Origin of the sequence: Olivibacter jilunii, assembly GCF_900607235.1 — a bacterium.
Lineage (GTDB): Bacteria > Bacteroidota > Bacteroidia > Sphingobacteriales > Sphingobacteriaceae > Olivibacter > Olivibacter oleidegradans.
Window position 1 is genome coordinate 282,132 of the sequence record NZ_LR027849.1, and the last position, 25,721, is coordinate 307,852.

At 41.6% G+C, this 25,721-nt stretch carries 18 protein-coding genes and 1 tRNA gene; 3 read left to right on the top strand and 16 right to left on the bottom strand.

The window, feature by feature from the left end; all coding sequences use genetic code 11:
* Positions 1 to 15: 15 nt before the first annotated feature.
* The 16 genes from E0E36_RS07205 to E0E36_RS07280 form a co-directional block, all read right to left on the bottom strand.
* Positions 16 to 1,611, bottom strand: a complete 1,596-nt coding sequence (locus E0E36_RS07205) for a solute:sodium symporter family transporter (protein ID WP_013667501.1) — start codon at positions 1,609 to 1,611, stop codon at positions 16 to 18.
* A 3-nt stretch (positions 1,612 to 1,614) separates the two neighbouring features.
* The gene (locus tag E0E36_RS07210) at positions 1,615 to 2,655 is read right to left on the bottom strand and encodes a GntR family transcriptional regulator (RefSeq protein ID WP_242627157.1); all 1,041 of its coding nucleotides are present in this window, start codon (positions 2,653 to 2,655) and stop codon (positions 1,615 to 1,617) included.
* 7 nt (positions 2,656 to 2,662) lie between these two features.
* A complete protein-coding gene (locus E0E36_RS07215; protein WP_130855365.1) occupies positions 2,663 to 4,717 on the bottom strand; it encodes an alpha-amylase family protein in 2,055 nt (684 codons plus the stop codon).
* A 17-nt stretch (positions 4,718 to 4,734) separates the two neighbouring features.
* On the bottom strand, positions 4,735 to 6,330 hold the full coding sequence (locus tag E0E36_RS07220; protein ID WP_130855366.1) for a RagB/SusD family nutrient uptake outer membrane protein: 1,596 nt from the start codon (positions 6,328 to 6,330) through the stop codon (positions 4,735 to 4,737).
* A 34-nt stretch (positions 6,331 to 6,364) separates the two neighbouring features.
* Entirely contained in the window at positions 6,365 to 9,442 is a 3,078-nt protein-coding gene (locus E0E36_RS07225; RefSeq protein ID WP_130855367.1) for a SusC/RagA family TonB-linked outer membrane protein, read from the bottom strand.
* 311 nt (positions 9,443 to 9,753) lie between these two features.
* Positions 9,754 to 9,978, bottom strand: coding sequence for a hypothetical protein (locus E0E36_RS07230; protein WP_130855368.1), 225 nt, complete (start codon positions 9,976 to 9,978; stop codon positions 9,754 to 9,756).
* Between the two features lie 430 nt (positions 9,979 to 10,408).
* Positions 10,409 to 10,482 (bottom strand) — tRNA-Pro (locus tag E0E36_RS07235).
* 133 nt (positions 10,483 to 10,615) lie between these two features.
* A complete protein-coding gene (locus E0E36_RS07240) occupies positions 10,616 to 11,338 on the bottom strand; it encodes an SDR family NAD(P)-dependent oxidoreductase (RefSeq protein WP_013667496.1) in 723 nt (240 codons plus the stop codon).
* A 57-nt stretch (positions 11,339 to 11,395) separates the two neighbouring features.
* Positions 11,396 to 13,123 carry a sensor histidine kinase gene (locus E0E36_RS07245; RefSeq protein ID WP_130855369.1) on the bottom strand — a complete coding sequence of 576 codons (1,728 nt, stop codon included), beginning with the start codon at positions 13,121 to 13,123 and terminating at the stop codon, positions 11,396 to 11,398.
* Positions 13,124 to 13,191: 68 nt separating this feature from the next.
* On the bottom strand, positions 13,192 to 14,316 hold the full coding sequence (locus E0E36_RS07250) for a sensor protein KdpD (protein ID WP_013667494.1): 1,125 nt from the start codon (positions 14,314 to 14,316) through the stop codon (positions 13,192 to 13,194).
* A 128-nt stretch (positions 14,317 to 14,444) separates the two neighbouring features.
* Positions 14,445 to 15,524 carry a porin gene (locus tag E0E36_RS07255; RefSeq protein WP_130855370.1) on the bottom strand — a complete coding sequence of 360 codons (1,080 nt, stop codon included), beginning with the start codon at positions 15,522 to 15,524 and terminating at the stop codon, positions 14,445 to 14,447.
* A gap of 16 nt (positions 15,525 to 15,540) precedes the next feature.
* A complete protein-coding gene (locus tag E0E36_RS07260) occupies positions 15,541 to 16,101 on the bottom strand; it encodes a K(+)-transporting ATPase subunit C (RefSeq protein ID WP_130855371.1) in 561 nt (186 codons plus the stop codon).
* A gap of 18 nt (positions 16,102 to 16,119) precedes the next feature.
* On the bottom strand, positions 16,120 to 18,201 hold the full coding sequence (kdpB, locus tag E0E36_RS07265; protein ID WP_130855372.1) for a potassium-transporting ATPase subunit KdpB: 2,082 nt from the start codon (positions 18,199 to 18,201) through the stop codon (positions 16,120 to 16,122).
* A gap of 52 nt (positions 18,202 to 18,253) precedes the next feature.
* Positions 18,254 to 19,942 (bottom strand): potassium-transporting ATPase subunit KdpA, encoded by a 1,689-nt coding sequence (kdpA, locus tag E0E36_RS07270; RefSeq protein ID WP_130855373.1) that lies wholly within the window; start codon positions 19,940 to 19,942, stop codon positions 18,254 to 18,256.
* Positions 19,943 to 19,989: 47 nt separating this feature from the next.
* Entirely contained in the window at positions 19,990 to 20,067 is a 78-nt protein-coding gene (locus E0E36_RS28330) for a potassium-transporting ATPase subunit F (RefSeq protein WP_354004802.1), read from the bottom strand.
* Positions 20,068 to 20,308: 241 nt separating this feature from the next.
* Positions 20,309 to 20,662 carry a DUF7674 family protein gene (locus E0E36_RS07280; protein ID WP_130855374.1) on the bottom strand — a complete coding sequence of 118 codons (354 nt, stop codon included), beginning with the start codon at positions 20,660 to 20,662 and terminating at the stop codon, positions 20,309 to 20,311.
* Between the two features lie 401 nt (positions 20,663 to 21,063).
* Between E0E36_RS07280 and E0E36_RS07285 the strand changes: the two genes are divergently transcribed.
* From E0E36_RS07285 to E0E36_RS07295, 3 genes are all read left to right on the top strand, one after another.
* On the top strand, positions 21,064 to 21,672 hold the full coding sequence (locus E0E36_RS07285) for an RNA polymerase sigma factor (RefSeq protein ID WP_130855375.1): 609 nt from the start codon (positions 21,064 to 21,066) through the stop codon (positions 21,670 to 21,672).
* A 149-nt stretch (positions 21,673 to 21,821) separates the two neighbouring features.
* Positions 21,822 to 24,230, top strand: a complete 2,409-nt coding sequence (locus tag E0E36_RS07290; protein WP_130855376.1) for a heavy metal translocating P-type ATPase — start codon at positions 21,822 to 21,824, stop codon at positions 24,228 to 24,230.
* A 324-nt stretch (positions 24,231 to 24,554) separates the two neighbouring features.
* On the top strand, positions 24,555 to 25,670 hold the full coding sequence (locus tag E0E36_RS07295; protein WP_130855377.1) for a FecR family protein: 1,116 nt from the start codon (positions 24,555 to 24,557) through the stop codon (positions 25,668 to 25,670).
* Positions 25,671 to 25,721: the final 51 nt, after the last annotated feature.

The window sequence follows — 25,721 nt, forward strand, 5'->3', positions numbered from 1 at the left end:
GGCTTAATCATGGAATCAGGATGCCAGTACGAAAGGAGAAAAGATGATATAAATCAATACCATCAGGATGAGTAAGACAACGTTTACAATGTGCCGGTTTTTCCATGGAACGACGAGGCTATGGGAGAGGTTGATTGAAATCGCTTTCGTGTTTTTTGATGGATAACAGAAGCTGATAGCGATCATGATGAAGACTGTAAGTAAGAAGAGGATGGCTAGAATGTGTAGGTAATGTATCGTCAATACGAGGATATATTCGCATATAAAGTAAGCAACCATAAAAAAGAGCAAGCCGATTTTTGCAGCGATGGGTGGGACCTTTTGGTTTATAAAGCCAACAACAATAATGGTGAAAATAGGCATGCTGAAAAGTCCCGCTACTCGCTGTAAATAGGTATAGAATCCGCTGTCAACAAAGAGAATAAAGGGAGCGGCTATCATCGCGATCATCGATAATAGCAATTCAAAACGTTTGGCAGTTCTTACTAATTGAGTTTCTGTAGGTGTTTTATGTTTTTTTTCTAAATAGGGTAAATAAAGATTCATAACAAAAAGCGTGCTGCTTCCATGTAATCCTGCATTATAGGTAGTTATCGCTGCACCGAAAACAAGTGCTGTCGTAATGCCCAATAGTGTATTAGGAAGCGTATCTGCTGCTACCTGGGGGAAAATTGATGCGGTATTTTCAACGCCTGCATATAAATGCACGGCTATTAAGCCAGGCAGATTAATTAAAAGAGGCATAAATAATTTGCTCAATGCAGCGAGTGCCATTCCTTTTTGAGCTTCTTTTAAATTTTTAGCAGCAAAGGTTTGTTGGACAATGTATTGCTCGATTCCCCAATAATAAAGATTGACCAATAACATTCCTGTAAAGATTGTGCTGAAAGGAACGGCATCTTGAGCCGTGCCGATAGCATTTAAATGGCTCGTGTGTTTGCTTAAAAGAAGCGTTAAACCAAGTGCGAGGTCGCCCTTGCCTAAATAACGAAGTCCATAGAAAGGTAGTACAATAGCAAGCAACAACAAGCCTATGCCTAAAAGCGTGTCCGATATGGTGATGGCTCGTAATCCTCCTAAAATAGTGTAAGCACTTCCTATTAAACCCAAAAGCCATACCAAAAGCCATATAGATTGCCAATAACTGATTCCCCATAAGCTTGGGAGATGAAACATCCCTGTTAATGCCACCGCACCACCATATAATACCGGTGGTAGCAAATTCACCGTATAGCTCAAAAGAAAGATAATGGAAACAAGTCGCTTTGTATCCTCGTCATAACGCTTTGCTAGAAAATCCGGCGTCGTAATCATTCCTCCTTTAAAATAGATGGGAAGAAAGTACTCAGATACCAGGAGCATGGCAACTACAGAGGTAATACCCCATGCCATAACAGATAGGTTATTTAGGTATACCGACTCATTCTCGCCGATAAATTGATTCGCGCTAAGATTGGTGAGAATCAATGAACTTGCAACGATCAAATAACCATTGTTTTTTCCTGCAAGTAAGAGTCCTTTTACAGTCCGTAAATTAGTTGATTTCGTTTTATACCATGAAATAAAAGCAATCAATAAGGTGCATAGTCCAAAGCTGACAAAGGCCTCCATTATTTACAATGACTTTCTTTGATATAATTCCGTTTCAATAACAAGTTGAATCTGTTCACGATCTTTAGCATAAGTAGCAGCAAGTTCGCCCATTTTCTTAAAATCCGTTGAAAATGTTGTGATACCTCCTGCCAAGATCTCCTTAATCACATCGTCATTATGTGCCAACACCCCCAAGTCTTTCCCCAGTTCCCATCTCTTGTCCATTACGTCTTTAAGGATCGCGTACAGTTCAGGATTATGGATCGTAAAATATACTTTATTTTTCTGTATCGTACCCGGTTTATAGCTGGTTTCGACTTTACCCTTGATTCCGGTCTCCTTTAAGAATTTTTTAAAAGACTTCAAAATATCCTGCGGTTCGGCGGTGTCCTTTCTAAAGAAGAAAATAACCTCCTCATAAGTCGATAACTTGCTTTCCAGTTGTTTAAATATGCGATAAGAGGTGTGTTGAAACTCTTGTACGATATAAGAATAGTCTTTTCCCAGCGAAATAAGGCGGTCGATGATCAGCAATTTAAAGGGAGGGATACTCAACAAAAGCTCTTTAATCCGTTCAGACGGAATAGGGGCAATGATGTATAAGCCGTAATGCCCAACAATGCGATGAAAAATGGCTTCAAACACATCCGGATTGTTATGGTGAAAATAAAGATCAACTTGGGCATCATCGCCCAGGTTGATCTTTAAATGTTGGTATAAAGTTTCTTGAAAGGTGTCAAAAGCGTACATCAATAAGGCGATCTTCTGCTTTTGTTTGGTGTTTTTACTGATTACAAAATAACCCTTCCGGTTCTTCGAGGCAATAACCCCCCGCTCAATCAGTTCTTTATAAGCTTTCACAATTGTCTCACGCGCGTAGCCCAGCTCTTTTACCATTGTATTAACAGAAGGTAATGGATCGTTTGCATATAGACATTCGTCATCAATAGCATCCAAAACACCTTGAATGAGCTTTTCATGCTTCGAAAGCGATTGAATTTTTTCTAATGAATGTATTTTTTCAAAAATAGGTGACCGATTGGAAGGCATATTTTGTATCATTTAGTATTTACTTAGCACTGATTTTGTAAAGATAAGCACCTTCTTTTTCAAATGCGATGTCCATCTGCTTGTTTAGTTTCATTTCTTGGCCACTTAATACCTCTTTAAATACGTAGGTCTTATTGGGGTTTAAACCAACCCGCTCCGTGTCGAGATGAATAGTTGTAGCCTCGGTGTCGAAGTTAAATACGGCAAGGTAGGTACCGGCCTGATCAGAGCGGATAAATAGGGGATTGGTTTTTGTCCCAGTGTTCCCTTCTACCGGACGAAAGGCTTTCCCGGATTGTATGATTGATTTAATTTCAGCACTTTGGAGCCATTTTATGATCCGTTGTTGCCAATGCGCAGGCTTTGAATAATCATCACCTAAAATAACCGAACCTGTAATTAAACCAGCGATTAGGCGTGCACGATTAGCCCCTTCGCTCTCCTGTTCGAAAACCAAATGATCTGCATCGATATAATCGTATTGATAAGTCTGCCACCAGCCATAATTGACGCTGTTTAACGTGTATTCCGTATCTTTAATACTTTTCCAAGCATCGCAGGCTATGCGTCTCATATGCGCATAGCGCGCTGTTGCTAAAGAAGGGGAGATGGCTGCATATACCAACATGCTGTTAGCTAGATGGTTTGATAGACATTCCATTCCAACTCGATATGCCTGCATACCGGTGCTTATTGTGCTATCGAAAAAACCACTGGACTCAGCTGCGGCATGTGCGAGGAAGTCGATTTTTATCATCTTAAATCCGCACTCCTTAAGTTTGTTAATAACATAAGCGATTCGGGCTTGTGTGCCGGGATGGGTGGGATCAAGTGCTCTGCCGCCATCGAGGTCGTGGTAACCTTTAGTGGTTTTCGTCCACATGTCTGAAAATTTATAGTTACCCCCCTCCGCTACCCTGTTAGAATCTCCTCTAAAGCCCCAGTCGGTGAATGGTGCCCAATAAACCCCGGGCTCCAGCGCTCTTTTTTTGCAATAAGCAACGAATTCCTTTAATTGGGAAAAATCACCGGAGAATCCACCCTCCACCATATTATCCCAAAAAGAGTCGAGATCGATAAAGGCGGTTTGATCATTATTTCTAAAGAATGGAATTTTTTTGTCAAAAAAATCAACTACACGGGTCGCCTGTTCGTAGCTGAGATGTTCCTTGATAACGCCCCAGCTATTCCAACCAACGGGTGTAGCTTTGGCCCAAGGTTTAATATAGGGCGCTTCAACCGATCGACCTGCTTTTGCGTAAATTTCCAGGCCATCTCGCCAATCCGAAAAATAACCAACGAAAATTTTCGGCGATTGTATCGTTTTGCCACTGATTGCTCCGTGCGCCATGGAATCTCTGGTCACCTTTACGTCGCTGTAACCAGCACATATTTCGAGTTCATGAATAGAGGCTTTTTGACCGGCAGTTTTCACGCCGGTTTTCCAGTTCATATGGTTTAAGGATCCAACAACCAATCCGTGACGAGATTGATTATCAAACACAACGCCTATTTCTGCACTTGTTTGTGCATTCAAGCTGATAGGTTTTGCGTCGTAAGAGATAAATGTATCGTTATCAAAAGGTACGAATAGCGTTCTAACATCTTCACCGTGTAGGAGCTGTGCATGCTTGCTATATAAGGGTATGAGCTGGTTGGAAGTCAATAATTGTTGGTCCATTATTTCCAATTGCGTCAAAATAAATTCCCGGTTTGGATAGCAGTAGAAATAATGGTTGACCGTTGGTTGCCCCGGTGCTTTTGCGGTAAGTTTAATCTGAACACCTTTCCCCAATTCGTCTTTTATTTGCTGTTGTTGTATTTCGTAGTTACTGTAATCGGTGTTAGTGTATTTCTTCTGGTTGGCTAGAAAAGAAATTCCAGCTTCGTTTATAATAGCTGTGCTCTTATATTTTATGGAGAATGACCCCGATTTTCTATGAATAATCAGTTCATTCTCTCCGCCAAACGGGACAACGTAATCTGCTGTGGTTTGAGCCACCACATTTGTTGTCGTAAAAAAGAATGATAAAGCAGCGAAGCTGAAGCTATATAAATACTTTATGATTTGCATATGGTCTGTTTGCTATATTAATACCCTGAATTTTGGTCGCTTTCTGATAAATCCGGATTTTGTCGAAGTTCATCTAAAGGTATTGGCCAAACAAGGCGAAAATCCGGTATGGTCACCGGTTCGCTGATTCTGTTTCCTTTATACATACCCGAAACCCAACGATTTCTTTCCTGTACGTATTGCTTTAGCAATCCAGTGCGTAATAAATCGAATTTGCGCCAGCCTTCAAAACAGAGTTCGCGCATCCGCTCATCCATCAGGTTTTTCATAAACTCTTCTTCGCCCATCATGCCCCATCTTTTGTCTGTCGGAAGGTTACCTCCGAAAGCTCTTTTACGGACGACGTTATTGATTAGTTCTATAGCTTCTCCTTGTCTGCCTATCTTGTATAAGCATTCAGCATAACATAACGCAACATCGCTAAAGCGAACGAATGGGACATTCTTGCCGCTATAGTAGGAGCTGAGGCCTTGCTCTACCGTGCGTGTGTCTTCATATTTTTTTACATGGGGATCAAGCTCATCGCCCCAAACATAGCCCGTTAATGATGGTTTTTTGCCATCCCAGGTAAAATCATATCGTATACTCTCGGCTCGTCTCACATCGCCTTCTTCCCATACACCTCCTTCCGATCGTAGCTTATAACAGTATTCACTTGGCATGGTTCCATCAAAGCCTGCAAATAAAGCGGTTGCCTCTACGGCCGTCATACTCGCTACCGGTCTTGAACCCATATCCCATTGTATGCTATTCATATCGCCGCTCACATTACTGAATTGGAAAGCATACACCATTTCTCTTTTATAATCGGTCGAATTCTGCTGATGGGCATCATAAATCGTACTATAATTGATTGCTCCTGTACCACCAAAGTAGGGATTGTTATAGACTTTTTCAAATTGTTCTGCGGCTTTTGTATAGTCTCTGAAACCGGAGGATTCCGGCGCATAAAGGTAAACTTTGCCGAGTATCGCTTGTGCTATGGCACGTGTAGCTCTTCTTAAATCGGTATAATTAGGATCCGCCGGATCAGGCAAATACTGAATGGCCTTTTGTAAATCGCTTTCTATGGACTTATAAACTAAATCAATTGATTGTCGTTTTCCGCCCATATCTGTTCCGGTGAGGGGGATAGCACCAAACATCTGTACGAGCTCGAAATTATTGACAGCTCGTAAAAAACAGGCTTCACCTAAACGGAGATTGAAAGCGTTATCTTGACTACTTTCATTCGGGCTTAAGGCGGATATCGCGCTAGACGCACGCGCTACGATACGGAATCGACTTTTCCATACATCGAGTATACCACCATTGGTACTGTTCATACCATCAAGGTAAGTTTCTAATCCTTTGCGAAAATTATTATCCCGCCATTGTATGCCTCCCATGTTGGCTTCATCAGTGCCTGCATATAGTTCGATCCGATTTTTGTGCGAGTCGCGCCAATCCTTGTAAAGCCCCAGGATATAGCCGTTTAAATTCTCAATATTATCAAAAATGGCATCATCCTGAATTTTGGATTCAGGTTTTACATCCAAAAATTTGTTGCAAGAGCTAAGAGGCAAAGACAGCGTTGCCAGTAATATACCGGTATATAATAAGTGCTTTTTCATAATGAGTTGTATTTAGATTTAAGTGGTCTAAGCATTAGAATGATAGATTAACGCCCAAAGTAAAACTGCGTGTTAATGGATAGCCTTCACCTGCTTCGGGATCGTACCCCTTGTATGGGGTGATGAGCAGGAGGTTGTTTCCAGAGGCATAAATACTCAGATTGCTTAGAGGACCTATTGATTTACCGGGAAAATTATATGTTAGGTTCAATGCCGCTAAACGTATAAAAGAGGCATCTAACATCGCCCAATCGGTAGAGCCGTATCCAAATCGATTAAATTTGTTTCCGCGATAGGCTCTAGGGACATCCGTATCCGTATTTTCAGGGGTCCAACGATTAAGTTGATCGATACTTGCAGGGGTAAAGCTGGCAGAACCGTCCATTAACGCATCCCATTGCCCATTAAACTTTTTTGCCCCGTAAGAATAGGTGAATACCGCGTTGAGGGACAGGTTTTTATAAGCAATGTTGGTGTTGAAGCCACCATAAAATTTAGGATCTGCTTTGCCGACGATTGCCATATCATTTTCGGCTGTGATTTTTCCGTCGCCGTCTAGGTCAGCTGGCAGAATATCTCCCGGCCGTACAATGTAACCGTTATAAAAGGTCATACCGTTAATGCGGTCCATATCCATTTGTTGAGCGATTTTTTCGGCCTTAAATGTATAGAAGGTGTTAAGCGACTGCCCAACAAATAAATTACCGTCTCGTGCCATAATGTTACCGCCGTTCCATAATACGTTGACACCATTGACCAACTTTTTAACGGTATTTTTATCGTGTGCAATATTACCTGAGATACGCCACTGAAAATCTTTGGAGTTGATAACTAAGGCATTAAAACTGAATTCCAAACCTTTGTTAGCTAGCTCTCCTACATTAGCAATTTGATAATCGTAACCGAACGACGGCCAAAGGGCCATACGCATTAGCAGATCCGTATTCCGCATATAAAACACATCACCGGTGAAGGATAGCCTATTGTTTAAAATGCTCAGGTCGAAACCTGCATTGTATTGTTTTTGTTTTTCCCATCTTAAGGCTGGATTACCGAATCGGTTATCTTCCGGAGCGAATCCGACAACGCCGTTCGAATAAGCAGGTTGGTAGATGGTCATATAAGTGTAGTTTGGTATATTTTGGTTTCCCAGCAAGCCAAAACCCGCTCGCAATTTCAATTGATCCAACCAGCTTGCATTTTTTAGAAAGCTTTCTTCTCGCATATTCCAACCGAGCGATAGGGAAGGAAAGGTGCCCCATTTGTTTCCATCTCCAAATCGCGAACTTCCATCGCGGCGCACTGTTGCAGTTAACAAGTATTTGCCATCATATGAGTAATTGATCCGAGCGATAATGGAAGCCAGGGTGTTGGTTACATAATCGGAGTTGATAGTATTACGTTCGCGGTCGCTGGCCAATCCCATACCTTTATAACCCAATATGTCAGTAGGGTAGTTATAACCGGTCATATCAATGGCATTGGTTCGCGTTTTTGACATACTTGTGCTAATTAATCCAAAAAGACGGTTCTTGCCAAAGGACTTATCGTAGCTGATCGAATTATCCCATTGCCAGTACTCCGTAACTCCACGCCATTGCCAACCCCTTCCATTGTAATTGTCGCGCATGGATTGACCGATATTGCTCGGAATATAACTGTTATCTTGTTTATTATAAATATCTGCGGATAAGGATGTGCGTACATTGAGCCCTTCCACGGGCTTGGCCTCTAAAAAATTGGTTGTTAAAATCCGGCTATGTATTTCCTCACTAAGCAAATCTTTCGTTAATATAGGATTGTAATTTCCCATCTGTGATACGCCTTGGAAAGCCATATACAACCGATCGGTATCAATCGTTTGCATAGGATTGGCCATTAAGGCGGTGGAATAAGCGTTTGCATCCAAGCGATTTTTATCTCCGCGCGAAATACTCGTATTGGTACCCACCTTTAACCACGACTTGATTTGTCGCTCATAATTGAAACGGCCACTAATCCGTTTGTAACGAGATACATCAAGCACACCCTTATTATCCGAATATGAAAATCCCAAAAAGTAGTTCGATTTATTATCGCCACCGGAAAAATTTAATGAGTGGTTCTGTTCCAGGCCGGTTCGTGTAATAGCATCGAGCCAATCACTGGTAATGTTGTTCTGGCCATTGTATAATTCTTCCGGAGAAAAGATTGCGCCTGCTATATCTGTTTTTGTTAAGAAATTATCAATATAAGCTTGGCGATCAGCATTCGGATTTTCATCCATATAGGCATTTGCGTAAGCGTCTATACGTAGATCATACATTTGACGGGCATCCAATAATTTGATGCGATTCTGATAGTTGCTTATGGTAGCAAAACCGCTGTAACTAACTTTTCCTTCCCCTTGCTGCCCCCTTTTTGTAGTTATGACAATGACACCATTTGATGCCTTTGATCCGTATAAAGCGGTAGACGAGGCATCTTTTAAAACTTCTATGGACGCAATGTCATCCGGATTGATCATTCGAATACCTTCTTCCGCTACAATACCATCAATTACATAAACGGGATTGGTACCGTAAGAGATTGAGTTGGTACCGCGCACTTTGATCGTTACATCTTCTCCCGGTGTGGCATTGGAACGGGCAATATATAAACCGGGCACTTTTCCTTGCATGGCAGTTGTAAGATCGGTTGTTGGAATTTCCTTTAGTTGTTTTTCACTGATCGATCCAATGGCTCCGGTAAGATCGCTCTTCTTTATTCGGGTTCCGACAACAACGACATCTTCCAGCTCAAACCCTTGCGGTTGAAGTAAGATGTCGGAAACCGCATTTGAAACACGTAATTCCTTAGGTTGATAACCAATATACGTAATTACGAGAATAGCATCTGGAGCTACAGTGATGGAATACTGCCCGTTCGCGTTTGATGCTGTGCCATTTGTACTGCCTTTTACCTTAATGGAAACACCCGGTAGGCTTTCGCGGGTTAGACTGTCCAAGATGCTTCCGGTCATTGTCATTTGTTGTGCCGAAGTTGCAGTTCCAAATAAAAGCAGCAAACTGAAAGCGAACGCTGCTTTTGTGCTTGCTATAGCACAATACCATCTTTTTAAAGTTAGAATCATGATTTTTAACAGGTTTTATAATTTGTAAATAGGGGTCCTTTACGCCCACTGCGACATTAGGTTCATTGTAGGTACATTACATCAGTATTATACTTTTATCATTGTATAGGTTAGCGTGTTCTATTCTGTACTAGTCTATACTAGTTATGCAAAAGTAAAAATAAAATGGAAAAAAAGAAATTATTTTAAAAGTTCGTGGTGTGTTTGTAGAGACATGGTCTTTTGAAAGAGGACTTCGCTCCGCTCGGTGATCCTGAAAAGGGGAGGATGACAGCTAAAAAGCTTCGCACTCCGTGCTTGGGCATTGTGGTTTATAGCTCACTCAAGCAGGCTTGGTTCGCTGCAGGATTACCTCGCTCCGCTCGGTGATCCTGAATTGGGGAGATGACAGCCAAAAAGCTTCGCACTCCGTGCTTGGGCTTTCGTTGTTTTACAGTGTGTTCGAGCAAGCCCGATTTAGGATTACCTCGCTCCGCTCGGTGATCCTGAGTTGGGGGGATGACAGCCAAAAAGCTTCGCACTCCGTGCTTTGGCATTGTGGTTTATAGCTCACTCAAGCAGGCTTGGTTCGCTGCAGGATTACCTCGCTCCGCTCGGTGATCCTGAGTTGGGGAGATGACAGCCAAAAAGCTTCGCACTCCGTGCTTGGGCATTGTGGTTTATAGCTCACTCAAGCAGGCTTGGTTCGCTGCAGGATTACCTCGCTCCGCTCGGTGATCCTGAATTGGGGAGATGACAGCCAAAAAGCTTCGCACTCCGTGCTTGGGCTTTCGTTGTTTTACAGTGTGTTCGAGCAAGCCCGATTTAGGATTACCTCGCTCCGCTCGGTGATCCTGAGTTGGGGGGATGACAGCCAAAAAGCTTCGCACTCCGTGCTTTGGCTTTCGTTGTTTATTTACTCACCCGAGTAAACTCGGTTCGTTATAAACAACGAAAGCCCTTGCTTTCGCAAGAGCTTTTTAGCTGTCGGGGTGGCAGGATTCGAACCTACGACCTCCACATCCCAAATGTGGCGCGATACCGGGCTACGCTACACCCCGATGTTGGTATCAACTTGAATGCGCTGCAAATATAGTCCTAAGTTTCAATTTGTCAAATGATATTTGCTGCGCAACCACTAAGTGACTGAAACCAAATACAATAATTTTAATTGGGTCTACTTAATATAGAAAATTACAAACGCTTATGTATAAAGTCGGGTAAATAACGGTATATCCATGCAATAATTTGCCATCGACGGGTTATGTACGCCGTGTTCTTCCTTCTGTCAATCGCTTGGACGATCTGCTTCGCTGCTTTTTCGACAGGGGCTACCCAAAATTTAACGGGCGATTTGGCCATAGGCGTGTCTACAAAGCCCGGGCAAATATCAGTAACAATAATCTCTTTTTGCAAATGAAAAGCTTTTTGGCGAAGACTTTCTAAGTACCGAATTTGGTAAGCTTTAGTAGCACTATAAGCGGGGGCCTGTCTGCTACCTCGTAAGCCTGCAAGGGAGGTGATGGCGACCAGATGCCCGTAACCTTGTTGAAGGAAATAATTGAAAGCCCAATCGGCCACACAGGTGAAGCCACACACATTAAGTGCTATCATTTCATTTTCCACAGAAAAATCAAGCGCCTCATTCACTTCTCCGTTTCCTGCACTTATAATTAACAGATCCAGGCCGCCCATCTGCTGCACTAATTCTTCGAGATACCCAGGGCAGGTGTGGGTTTCTTGAATGTCAAATGAAGAGACATAAATATTGCCCGGATACTTGTTTTTTAATTCATACAACAATGCACCACGTCTTCCGGTAATACCGAGAGCATTGCCCTTGGCCGCTAAAAGCGTTGCTAAAACGCTGCCAATGCCGGAACTTGCACCCACGATAACGATTCTCTTTCCTGTCATTGCATAGTAGTATTAAATGAACAGATTAGATAGGCCAATATAACGAATGTTACGCCACTAAACCGGAAAACTGAAATAAAAAGTGCTGCCAATACCAAGCGCACTTTCAACACCGATTTCACCTCCCTGTGCTTCTATAAACTCTTTGCTAATTGCTAAGCCTAAACCCGAGCCCGAGCGATTACTACCGGGAATTTGAAAATAGCGCTCAAAAATGCGTTGCGTATACCGCTCGTCAATGCCTCTGCCATTATCCTTTACACTGAAGCGTAACACCTTAGCCTCCAAACGGATTGAAATAATAATGGTGCCCTGTTCGGGCGAGTAACGAATGGCATTGCTTAAAAAATTTGTCAGGACCCACGCTGTTTTTTCGGGATCTACTTTCACGTTCGGTAATGGATCTTCTACTTGCAGATCGAAGTGGATCATTTTATGATCGGCGGCAGTTTGTACTGCTGACAATGCATAATGAAGAATCTCTTCAGGTTTGCTTTGCCGAAGGTTCAATTGTATATTTCCCGTTTCCACTTGCGACATATTTAAGAGCTCACCGGTTATCAGTAATAACCGATTACTATCTTCCGCAATTCCGGCTACCAACTGCTGTTGTTCGTTATTTAATGACCCGGTAAGTTTGTTGTTCAGCAGTTCTAAACTCATCTTGATTGATGAAATGGGCGTCTTCAATTCATGGGAAACTGTTGCAATAAAATTAGTTTTAGCCAAATCAAGTTCTCTAAACGGAGTGATATTCTTAAGCATAATCACATGGCCGATAAACTGCGGTCTAGTTTCGCCCGTAGGGACGATATTTATTGGGATATGTTCCTTTTCGAAGAAGCTCTCCTTGCCATCTGCAAAAATCTTGATGGGTTCTTTTTTGGTTGGCTTCGTCTCTTGAAGGTTTAAATCTTTTGCGAGTAGACGTAAGAGGTCGTTATACAACGCAAGCTCGATTATTTTTTTTCCTATAACTTCTTCTTTCTTAAAACCTACTATTTGTAAGGCCTCATTGTTTGTAAAGATCACTACCTGATTTTCATCCAAACCGATAACCGGATCGTGCATATTGTTAATCAACGTTTCTATCCGCTTCTTTTCCATTAGAAGTCGCGACAGGTTGCTCCCGGCGTATTCTTCTAACTTTTCTGCCATGATATTGAAGGAATGAGCCAGCTCCCCAAATTCGTTATTGCTTTCAAAATGCACCCGCTGATGGTAGTTATGGGCAGTAATTTCTCTAATGCTATTGGTGAGCTCCCGAATTGGATTGGCAATGTTGCCAGGTAAATTTATTAACAAGGTAAAAGCAATAATAAAACAAAGGGCGCCGGTAGTACCTATCCATATGTTGGCATTTTCAGCGGTTAGAGAAGCAGCATCGCTTTTGCGAGCGATGGCATTCATGTTGAGTCGCATGATCTCACCTATATCTTGTCTTATTAATTTATAATAGGCGTCGTTTTTTCCTGAGTCGCGAATAAGCTCGTTAAAATGCGCTTTTAGTTTGTTCGTCGCTTCTCTTTCTCCCGGTTCAGTGAGATTAGCCAGTTGTTTTTCAAGATTTGATCGAAAGGTATCCAATGAACCTGCACGTTCGGGAATATCGTCGAGTGCGATCAACATTTGTCTCGAATACGCCAAGGTTTTATAATTGGCAACTAAGATATTCTCTGTGTCCTTCTTTAATGCATTGACGTACCAAATGCTAATGACAGAAAGCAGTACGATCAACAAAAAGAGAAGTCCTACTCCCAAGGTAAGTTTAGTCTTCGTTTTCATTCGGTTTTTTTTAACATTCCTATATGCGACGTTCGTTAGACAAGTATACACGTTACAATTTAGTAGGATCAAGATAAAATAATAAGATCGATATCATTGTCAGATAATTTTCTTAATAATTGATTGAAGATACCCGTTGCTAAAATAATGCGAAACAGATTGAGACGCGGTTTGCCGATACAGACTGTGGTTACTTTGTACTTGATCGCTAATTCAGAGATAGCAAGCGGTACATTCTTATGTTGTATCTGCAATACCGTTCCGCCCAATTCTGTTGCGAGTTTCAAATTGTTAATGAGATAACGTTGTTTATCCAAAGGTATTTTTACGGTAGCCTCTTTGGGCGTTTGCACATAGAGCACATACCATTGTCCATTGTAATAGCTGGCTAACCTAGCCGTTTTACGGATGACCGTTTTCGCTTTTTGTTCATTGCTACTAATACAGGCCAGGAAGCGCTCGGATCGCAACGCCTCTAATGGTGGCACTACGGCATCAACTTTTCGTTCGACATGGCCCGCCACTTCCTTTAATGCGAGCTCCCGTAATTGAAGGATATGGTCATTCCTAAAAAAATTCTGTAAAGCGGTTTCTATCTTGTCTGCCGTATAAATCTTTCCTTCTTTTAAGCGATCGATTAGTTCGTCCGCTGTCAAATCAATGTTGACAACCTCATCGGCTAATGTGATAATTTTGTCAGGAATACGCTCTTTAACTTCAATTCCTGTAATTTTTCGTATGTCATCATTTAAGCTTTCAATATGCTGAATATTGACAGCGCTGATGACGTTGATGCCGGATTCAATAATTTCCAAAACATCTTGCCATCGTTTTTCATTCTTGCTTCCTTCTATATTGGTATGTGCCAATTCATCAATGATGACGACTTCCGGCCTTAAATTTAGTACGCCCTGAACATCTAATTCTTCTAGTTCCTTGCCTCGGTAAAATAGTTTGCGTCGTTGGATAATCGGTAAACCTGCCAACAAGGCTTGCGTTTCCGTACGGTTATGGGTTTCTACATAAGCGATCTTTACATCTATGCCGTTTCTAAGTAGCATATGTGCTTCCTGCAGCATTCTATAGGTTTTGCCTACGCCTGCGCTCATTCCTATATACACTTTGAACTTTCCCTGCCGTGATTTCTTTATCAGGTCGAGAAAATGTGCAGCTTGTTGGTTCTCTTCTTCCATTTGCTTGCTTTTGAAGAAATGATATGTCTACTTATAGAAGATAACGTATTCCTTTCACCAAAAATAGATGTAATTGACGTTATCTTCATGTGTTGATGCATTATATTATCGGAAGTGGCCAATAAGTATTAAAAGCTCAATGCAAGTGCTGTTGCAAGCGTCGTACTGTTAGAAGTGGCCGATTGGTTCCGTTTAATGAAAATCTCATCTTTACTTGCCAGCCGTCTGATTTCCGTTCTCCAGACTACATTTGGAAACAATTGATAATCGACATTCATGGAATAACCCCAAGTACTAAATCCTGCCGGGTTTTCGGTTGAAATTATTACACCCTCTTTATCTTGATAATATTCTCCACGAGCAGTAATAGAGAGATTTTGTGTAAGGCCATAGCGGGCGATGATGATGGGTGTATACCATGTATGATATTTGCTGCTGCCTTTTTCATCCTGTTCAACTCCGAAATCGAAGCCCGCAATAATACCGAGACGTTCATTCAGCTGGAATTGCGCATAAAAGTTATGAAAGTAACGCATCTGTCGTACGCTGTCTGCTTTGTCACTTCCTATAAAAGAACTACTATTTAAGGTAATGGCATCGTTGGCTTTGAAGGTAAGCTGATGACCAAATGCAGGCGTTGTGTTACCGTCTACCCGTTGGATACGCTGCCAACCATTAAGATAAAGTGCTGCTAGGTACCACTTGCCATCTGCACTGGTATAATTCAATTTTGTGCCTGTCTCAAAATAGGGCGAGTTATCTGCTAGTAGGCTTCTTGTTAAGGTCCAATTATCTTTTCCAATAGCACTTTCAAATCCAATATGAGAAGGCATAATCCCTGCATCAAGCCAAAGCTCATGACGCTTTGAAAGTTTTATACCTACATTGGCCTCATAGATGTTTTTAAGTACACCCGTTTCAGCAGCATAGTTGGCATTCATATAAGTGCCCGCTGCGAGCGCCACATTTGCGCGAAGCCTGTCGTTTGTATAATTCGCCTTTACAAAAGCTAGATTTACGTTAACCTCATCCGTACGATTGTGGCTGTACACAAAGCCTGGGCGTGTGTTGCTCAACGGACGATTGAAATCATGCAAGTAATAAATTTCAGCGTAGCCACTTATTGTCAACGGCGATTGATGATCGTTTTGCGCGAATATATGGAGTGTACTTAGTAAAAATGCCAGGGCACTAATAATTTGTTTCATCTTGATAATTAAATCGTTATTGTATATGATCTAAAGCTAAATTAAGTTTAAGGACATTGATTTTTTCGGGTCCTAACATGCCCAATACGGGTTTTTCCGTGTGATTCGCGATTAACGAAGCAATCTTTTCTGGAGCGATGCCACGGATACGGGCAATTCGTTGTATCTGCACCTGTGCAGCTTTAACGCTGATATTGGGATCCAAACCGCTACCGCTTGCAGTTACCAAATCAACCGGGATATCTGCTTTCCGAATTCCCGGATTATGCTTTAATAGTGTATCGATGCGCGCTTGAACAGTTGCTAAGTATTCCGGATTTGATGGCCCCTTATTACTGCCGGCAGAGCCAGCCGCATTATAGTCAACCGCTGATGGCCGAGAATAAAAGTACTTGTCTACCGTAAACGACTGGCCAATGTTCGTGTAGTATTTTTTTCCGTCTATTAAAACGATCTCGCCTTCTCCGCGATTCGGTGAAATTTGTGCAATGGCCCATACCACACTTGTATACACTCCGGAAAAGAGTATGATGGTTAAGACGGTTAATGTAATTGCTGAAAAAAGATTCTTCTTCATGATGATTTGTTCTAACTTCTATATAAACAGTGCTACCATAACATCGATCAACTTTATGCCGATAAAAGGTATGATGATGCCTCCCAATCCATAGATGAAAAGATTTCTCCTTAAAAGGGCACTGGCGCCGATCGGTTTATAGGCGACGCCTTTTAACGCTAATGGAATGAGGAAGGGGATAATAATTGCGTTGAAAATAACAGCAGAAAGTATAGCACTTTCCGGGCTGTGCAAGTCCATAATATTAAGTCCCTGCAAGGCGGGAATCGCGCTGATGAACAACGCAGGAATGATCGCAAAATATTTTGCCACGTCGTTAGCTATCGAAAACGTGGTTAGCGTACCTCGAGTCATAAGTAACTGTTTTCCAATCTCTACAATTTCAATCAGCTTGGTAGGGTCGTTATCCAAATCCACCATATTGCCAGCTTCTTTCGCCGCCTGCGTACCACTGTTCATGGCAACTCCTACGTCTGCTTGTGCAAGAGCGGGCGCATCATTTGTTCCGTCACCCATCATAGCTACCAGCCTACCGGAAGCTTGTTCCTTTCGGATATAGTTCATCTTATCTTCTGGTTTCGCTTCTGCAATAAAGTCATCCACTCCAGCCTTATTTGCGATAAATTTGGCAGTTAATGGATTGTCCCCGGTCACCATGACCGTTTTGATACCCATTTTTCGAAGCCGGGAGAAACGCTCCTGAATGCCTGGTTTAATAATATCTTGAAGTTCTATGACGCCTAGAACCTGTACATTTCCCGTGGCGTCCTCTTCAGAAACGACCAAGGGTGTTCCTCCGTTTGAAGAAATTTCCTCAACACGGCCGATTATTTCTTTCGGAAAGTTGTTTCCACTTTTTTCGACTAAGTTTCGTATTGCATCGGTCGCCCCTTTCCGTATTTTGGTCGCATCTTCGAGATCAACCCCTGAACATCTCGTTTCGGCAGTAAAGCCAATAAATTGCAGTTTGCTTCGATTTTTTGAAGCTTCACTCAATAGGGTAGTACCCATGGCAGCAAATTTGTGTTCAGGATTTATGGACAATTCAATGATCGATTTGCCCTCGGGAGTCTCATCCGCTAATGAACTCAGAACCGCAGCCCATATAAATCGTTTGTCATCCACGCCTTGGGCGGGGTAAAAGTGCGTTGCCTTTCGGTTGCCAATCGTTATGGTACCTGTTTTATCCAACAATAATACATCAATGTCGCCCGCGGTTTCTACGGCTTTACCGCTCTTCGTGATGACGTTGGCTCGCAAAGCACGGTCCATGCCCGCAATTCCGATGGCGCTTAGCAGTCCACCGATGGTCGTAGGTATTAAACATACGAACAAGGAGATAAACGCAGCAATGGTGATCGGTGTATTTGCATAGTCAGCAAATGGTTTTAGCGTAACACAAACAATAATAAATACCAAAGTGAAACCCGCAAGCAAAATAGTCAATGCAATTTCATTAGGCGTTTTTTGCCTACTAGCCCCTTCTACCAATGCAATCATCTTATCGAGGAAACTCTCTCCGGGTTCTGTTGTTACGCGTACGCGGATGCGATCAGACAAGACCTTCGTTCCGCCGGTTACACTGCTTTTATCGCCTCCTGCTTCGCGGATAACCGGAGCCGATTCACCGGTGATGGCACTTTCGTCAATTGTTGCTAAGCCTTCAATAATTTCGCCGTCGGTAGGTATGATATCCCCCGCCTCGCAAAAGAAAACATCTCCTTTTCGAAGGGAGGAAGACGCGATTTGCGTAACGCTGCCATCGGGTGCCAAACGTTTGGCTGGAGTCTCCTCCCGGGTCCTTCTCAATGAGTCGGCCTGGGCTTTACCTCGTGCTTCTGCTATAGCCTCTGCAAAATTGGCAAAAAGGAGGGTTATAAAAAGCACAAAGAAAATAGATAGGTTGTAGGCAATGCTCCCTTGCGATTTCTCGCCCATGAGTGTCCAAATGCATACACCGAACATGACAAAGGTCCCTATCTCCACCGTAAACATAACGGGATTGCGGAACATGATCCGGGGACTGAGTTTTATGAACGACTGTTTAAAAGCTTCACTAACGAGCTCTTGTTGAAACAGTGATTTTTTTTCTGATTTCATTTGTAAATAATTTTTTGTTCTGATTGCCTTCCACCAAGTAATAGACTGTCATTTATCTCATGGTAAAATATTCTGCAATAGGCCCTAATGCTAATGCGGGAAAGAAAGTAAGCGCGGCAATGATCACAATGACAGCAAATACCATCAAGCCAAAAGTTGCTGTATCCGTCTTTAATGTTCCCGCGCTTTCGGGTGTATACTTTTTGTTGGCAAGTAAGCCGGCGATAGCAACCGGACCAATAATGGGAATAAATCGTGAAAGAATTAATACAATACCTGTACTGATATTCCACCAGGGTGTGTTATCCCCAAGTCCTTCAAATCCACTGCCATTATTTGCGGATGAAGAAGTAAATTCGTAAAGCATTTCGCTGAAGCCATGAAAACCGGGATTATTTAACGTGCTTAGTGTAAGTTGAGGTAAGGCAACCGATAAGGCCGTACCGGCTAGTATTAGAAAGGGATGTACAAGCGCAATAATAATGGCTATTTTTACCTCTCGGGCTTCTACCTTTTTTCCCAAAAACTCGGGTGTGCGACCTACCATTAATCCACTAATAAAAACAGCGAGAATAATGAAGATATAAAAATTCAGTATGCCTGCACCCACACCTCCATAAAAGCTATTGGTAATCATCGCTAACAATTCGTTCATGCCGGATAACGGCATGGTACTGTCATGCATAGCATTCACGGAGCCGGTGGAAATGACAGTGGTGGCGATGCTCCAAAATCCCGAGGCCGCGGCTCCAAACCTAATTTCTTTACCCTCCATAGCGCCTAAGGCATTGTCAATTCCCATGCTTCCAATCGCAGGATTACCTCGCATCTCCATGAGTACGTTTGGAATAGCTAGAGCTAAGAACCCAGCCGTCATGGTGGCAAAAATCATATAGGAAAGCTTCTTCCGGTTTAAATAATAGCCCAATGCAAAAATCATGGCTAATGGGATAATCATTTGCGCGACCATTTCTACCATATTGGTCAGATAATTAGGGTTTTCAAAGGGATGTGCTGAATTTGCACCAAAGAAGCCTCCACCATTGGTTCCAACATGCTTAATAGCAATAAAACTGGCAGCGGGTCCTCTAGCAACCTGAACCGTATCTCCCTGCAACGAAATCATTGTATCTTTCCCTTCGAAAGTCATAGGTGTACCATTAAATACAAGTAGGATAGCCACGAGAAGTGAAATGGGAAGTAAAATACGTGTACAAGATTTCAGGAAATACACGTAAAAGTTTCCGAGCTTGTCTGTAGTTCGTTCCTTAAGTGCATTAAATAATACGGCTGCTGCAGCCATTCCGGTTCCCGCGCTTACAAATTGCAAAAACATCAGCCAAAGTTGTCCTAAATAACTCAGACCACTTTCTCCCGAATAGTGTTGTAAGTTGCAATTGACCACAAAGGAGATAACCGTGTTAAATGCTAAATGAGCAGACATGGCCGGATTAGTGTCCGGATTTAAGGGAAGCCAGTCTTGATTCATCAAAATAAACATACCGACAAGGAACCATATGGAATTTATAGTCAATAAAGCAACTAAATGTTGTTTCCAGCTCATTTCATGTTTTGAATCGATTTTGCCAAGTCGATAGATAGTGTTTTCTATATTGCCAAAAAGGAAGTCGAGCCAAGTGCGTTCGCCACTATATACCTTAGCTATATATTTTCCTAACGGAATCGCTAAGACGCAAGTCAGAAGGAACATGAAAACGACTCCAAATATTTCTGTGTTCATTTTTTTTTAACTAAATGTGGATGTACCTAAGTACTGAATATTGATTTTTAGAATTTTTCAGGTTTTAGCAAGACGTACAGAATGTATGCAAAAACACCAATTGAGATGATAAATAGCGCTGTCATGATTTTATATTTTTTCGAAATAATCCACCAGTTTGAAGAAAAGGGCAAAACAGAGAATGCCGATAAGTATTAGAAGAAGGGTGAGCATGATTTTTGTTTTCTTTTAATTGATCACACGGATAATGATACCGACGATAATGAAAATAATAAAGAGAGAAATAAGGATAGCAAATGGCCTATTCCATTGTGGTTTTATGACTTTTTTTCTCAATTTGCTTCGTAACTTTCTCATAGCGTTCAGTTAATACTGCTGCTTGGTATATACTGTTAATAGTTTTATGGGAATACGTTTCTCAATTAAGCCCCACTCATATTGACTGCATAATTTCCGCATGCCGTTGAACGAGCGTACAAATAGATTTTCTATCAGATATTTAACTCGTTCGTTCCCGCAATTGTATATCCAGCCTACAAGGGAGATGGAATAGATGACCTTCGCAATTTCATGTACGGTTATCCGGTCGCGAATATAGCTTACGACCACTTGAAGCGCCCCTGCGAGGTTTTCCCTTGATAATTCGCTTATTTCGCGTTTTATTTCCGGGATCTCGGCGGAGATAATATCCGGAATTTCGTCTTGATTGATTTTGTTCATTTTTAATATTGTTTTGACCGCAGGGTGCCAAAAGCATTCCAATCGTGTCTTGTTTTATTTAATTGCTTGTATTTTAGTTGTTTAATTCTTTTTGCCTTCTTAGGTCTTGCAAAAAAAACTATCATCTTGATAGGTCCTTTATCAAAATGATAGGATGATTGGCCGTTTATATTAGCGATTAATTCGGATGTTTTTCCAAGCGATGAATCGGAGCGTCAAAAAAATAATCCGCTATTTTACGCAAACGGTTGCGTTTGTAACTGGTTTGTTATACTCTTTTTTTTTCTCTAGCATTGTGAAAAGCTAACTGATCATACCTGTCTTAAAGACATTTTGGGAAAAGCAATGCGCTCGTATAAGCGATACTTTTATTTACACGGTTGGGTACAAATTTTTGAAAGATGAAGGCCTATTTTAATCCCGATGAATCTATCTTAATCAAGAAATTGGCGAATGGTAGCGAAAAAGCATTTTACACACTATATGGTAAATACTTTAAACGGGTTTATTCATTTGTTTTAGCTTATGTTAAATCATCGGATTTAACCGAAGATGTCTGTCAGGAGATATTTATTAAAATATGGCATAATCGAGCGAGTTTAGTGGAAATAAAATCTTTCAAGGCCTACCTTTTCACGATCACTCGAAATCACACCCTGAATATTTTAAGAAAGGCAAGCAATTCCCGTATTAAGATGGTAGAAGTACTGAGCTATTATCCAACCAATGAAAAAACGACAGAAAACGAAGTTCAATTGAAAGAATATCAACGTTATTTGCATGAAACGTTGGATGGTTTATCACCTACCGCTCGACGTATATTCAAGCTTTGCCGCGAAGAGCAAAAAACCTATGATCAAGTAGCTCGTGAGTTGGGTATAAGTCGAAATGCAATAAAAAAACATATGGTTCAAACGATGAAAACGCTCAAAGCCCTTATCGAGGGGCCATTAGAGGTACGTTGGTGCATTTTCTTTTGGATGAACATTGCCATCTCAGCTTTCATTTAATTTTTAGCATATCGATAACAATTTCAAATTAATGGTCAAAGCTGTTGGACAAGATATAAGTAAATCTTACAAATCAATCCTATAATTTCATAATAAAACATGGTGATATTGTTGCCAATTTTGTATTGCAAAAACAAAGCAATCAGCATATGGCGACTAAAGAAACAGTTTATATTCCATTAACCGATGTAGAAAGTGAACACTGCGCATTAATAGTCGAGAAAGGACTTGCACAGATAAGTGGAGTAGAAAGCCACCAAGTAGAACTGAATAACCACAGGGCAGCTATTAGGGTAACGGATAACGCCGTAATTGGGGAAGCTGTGAAGGTCATTAAAGATTTAGGTTACGGAGTTCCCACAGTCAAAAATTCATTTCCGGTATTAGGCATGACATGTGCTTCTTGTGCCGCGAGCGCTGAAAGCATTGTCAAGTACCAAGACGGGGTTGTCAGCGCCGCTGTAAACTTTGCAACCGGCAATCTTACGGTTGAGTACCTGCCAAATATGACCAATGCTGCCAAACTGCAAGAGGCTGTTCGAGGAGTAGGTTACGATTTACTGATTGAAGATGAAACCAAACAGCAGGAAACATTAGAAGCTATCCATGCAGATAAATTTAAGAAGCTAAAAAATAAAACGATATGGGCCGTATTACTATCGCTTCCTGTAGTGATTATTGGGATGTTCTTAATGGATATGCCTTTCGCCAATGAAATAATGTGGTTTTTCTCAACCCCTGTTGTTTTATGGTTAGGTAAAGACTTCTTTGTCAACGCGTGGAAACAGACGAAGCACCGTTCTGCCAATATGGATACATTGGTAGCACTAAGTACAGGTATAGCCTATCTGTTCAGCGTGTTTAATATGCTTTTCTTGGATTTCTGGCATCAAAGAGGATTACACGCACACGTTTACTTTGAGGCAGCGGCTGTCATTGTTGCATTCATACTGTTAGGCAAGTTATTAGAAGAGAAAGCAAAAGGTAATACCTCTTCCGCGATCAAAAAACTAATGGGCTTGCAGCCAAAAACAGTTATTGTAATTGAAACTAATGGTAATGAAAGACAAAAAGCGATTGAAGATGTGAATGAGGGTGATATAATTCTCGTAAAACCAGGAGAAAAAATCGCAGTGGACGGTTTGGTTATATCGGGAACATCTTATGTAGATGAAAGTATGTTGAGTGGTGAGCCTGTACCGGTATTAAAGAAGGAAGACGAAAAAGTATTTGCCGGTACCATTAACCAGAAAGGTAGCTTCCGGTTCAAAGCGGTAAAAGTGGGCAAGGAAACCATGCTTGCACAAATCATTAAAATGGTGCAGGACGCGCAGGGAAGCAAAGCACCTGTACAAAAGCTGGTAGATAAGATTGCTGGTATTTTTGTTCCTGTCGTGATTGCTATTGCTATTTTTACATTCCTTTTATGGTTTATTCTCGGAGGAGATAATGGAGTTGTACAAGGTTTATTGGCAGCCGTTACGGTATTGGTAATTGCCTGTCCCTGTGCTCTGGGCTTGGCGACACCGACGGCCATTATGGTAGGTGTGGGAAGAGGTGCTGAAAAAGGTATTTTGATTAAGGATGCAGAAAGTCTTGAATTAGCGAAAAAAGTAAATGCAATCGTATTAGATAAAACCGGAACAGTTACGGAAGGCAGACCGCAGGTAACCGGTATGCTGTGGTTGAATAATGATGATGCAGCCAAAGATATTCTACTGAGTATCGAAAAGCAGTCAGAGCATCCATTGGCAGAAGCCGTGGTAAAACATTTAGGAGGAATAGAAACCACCGCTTTATCACGGTTTGACAGCATCACAGGTAAAGGCGTAAAAGCCGACTATCATAACGAAACCTATTACGTCGGTAATAAAAAGCTGTTGGTGGAAAATAACATTACTATTGCAGAGCAGCTTTTACAGCAAGCTAGCCAATGGGGTGAGCAGTCTAAAACCGTTATTTGGTTTTCCAATAGCACACAAGCACTTTCTGTCATTGCGATTGCTGACCAAATTAAAGCTACTTCGATACAGGCCATCAAGGAAATACAAGATATGGGTATTGACCTATATATGCTTACCGGTGATAACAAAGCAACCGCTAAAGCGATTGCACAACAAACAGGCATTAAGCACTACAAGGCCGAGGTTTTGCCGCAGGACAAAGCCGATTTTATAAAAGAATTGCAAAGGCAAGGCAAATTAGTGGCGATGGTTGGTGATGGTATCAACGATAGCACCGCTCTTGCAACTGCCGATGTAAGTATAGCAATGGGAAAAGGAAGTGATATTGCAATGGATGTTGCGAAAATGACTATCATTTCCTCAGATTTGACTAAAATAGCGCAGGCTATCCGCTTGTCAAAGCAGACGGTGACTACCATTAAACAAAATTTGTTTTGGGCATTTATCTATAATGTTATCGGTATTCCGGTTGCCGCAGGTATACTCTACCCAATAAATGGTTTCTTGCTGAATCCCATGATTGCAGGTGCAGCGATGGCATTAAGTAGTGTAAGTGTAGTAAGCAATAGTTTGAGGTTGAAGTGGAAGAAGTAAGCAAGCATTTGTCCTGATTTTGATTTCCATTGATGCCTGCGGGAACTGTGCGGCGGAACGATAATCCAAACCAAGTTACGATACGCTAAAAAATTCGTCGAATAAGGTACGAACGGGAAAAAACAAGATGATTCAGTATTAATCATCTTGTTTTTTTAATTTTTTTTTAATGATTGCAGATAAATCAGTGAAAGCAAATCTACGCAACCCATGAAAAGCTAATTTACAATTCTCAGATTTTTAAAAAAGTTTTATTTCTTAGGTACCCTAAATGAGCGTTCGGGTGTCTTAAATTATGTAGTTCCGATAAACTGCATAAACGAGATGAACAAAGACGCTTTTTATAAAGAATTAATCCACAGATACCGCGCCGGCTCCGCTACAGAAGAGGAGTTGGAAGCGTTCTATCATCTTGTCCAATCGGGCGAAATAGATCATTATCTAAGCGAAATAATGGAGGACCATTTCTGTGGGGGGCGTCCGAAGAGCAGACTTTCGTTAAATTTCGGTTATGCAGCCGCTATCGTTATATGTTTCGTTTCCGGACTTGTTTTCTTTTACTATCAAAATCACCATCATAACCGTGCGATAATTCAACCACCCGAAGAGATAACAGCAGCTAAAGATCAGGCAATTCTAACGCTGGCAGATGGCACTAAAATCAAGCTGGATTCAACCCGAAGCGAAAGCGAAAATACAGATGGGTTTCAAGTGTTAAGTAAACTAAAAGCAGTTATAGGTTACAATAAGGATGCAACAAAGGAAGGCGAAGCTTTGGTATATCATGAGATTGCGATACCAAATGGTGGAAAGTACAAAGTGATATTGAGTGATGGAACCAAAGTATGGCTCAATGCCGGCAGCAAACTCAAATTTCCTGTTCGATTTAGTAAGGCCCGGCGGGAGGTTGAACTTGATGGTGAAGCCTATTTTGAAGTCGAGTCGAAGATTTCCAAACGAGAAAACCAACCATTTACGGTCCATACGCGATATCAAGATATTCAGGTGCTCGGTACAAGCTTTAATATAAAGGCTTATCAGGACGAGCCCAGCGAAACCTCGACACTTGTCACAGGTCGTGTAAACGTAATAAACAAGCGCACCCGGCAAATTTTACAGTTAAATCCCGGAAAAGAGTTGACCTTAAGTAAAGCAGCAGCTGTGACTTCGGTAAGTGATGCAGACATAGAAGAAGTTTTGGCTTGGAAGCATGGGGACTTTGTTTTCAATGAAACACCCATATACGAAATCATGAAGCAATTGGCTAGATGGTATGACGTGGAAGTGGATTTTGGAAGTGTTGCGAACAATATCTATAGTGGATATATACCCCGAGATGCCAATTTGAAACAAGTCTTAGACATGATGGAAAGAACCGGGGAATTAAAATTTGACATGAATAACAGAAAGATTTACGTAAAAACTAAGATGCCTATGTAAAAATCGTATATGAAAAAACCGGTAGCGATGCCGCGCTGCCGGTTTAAATTG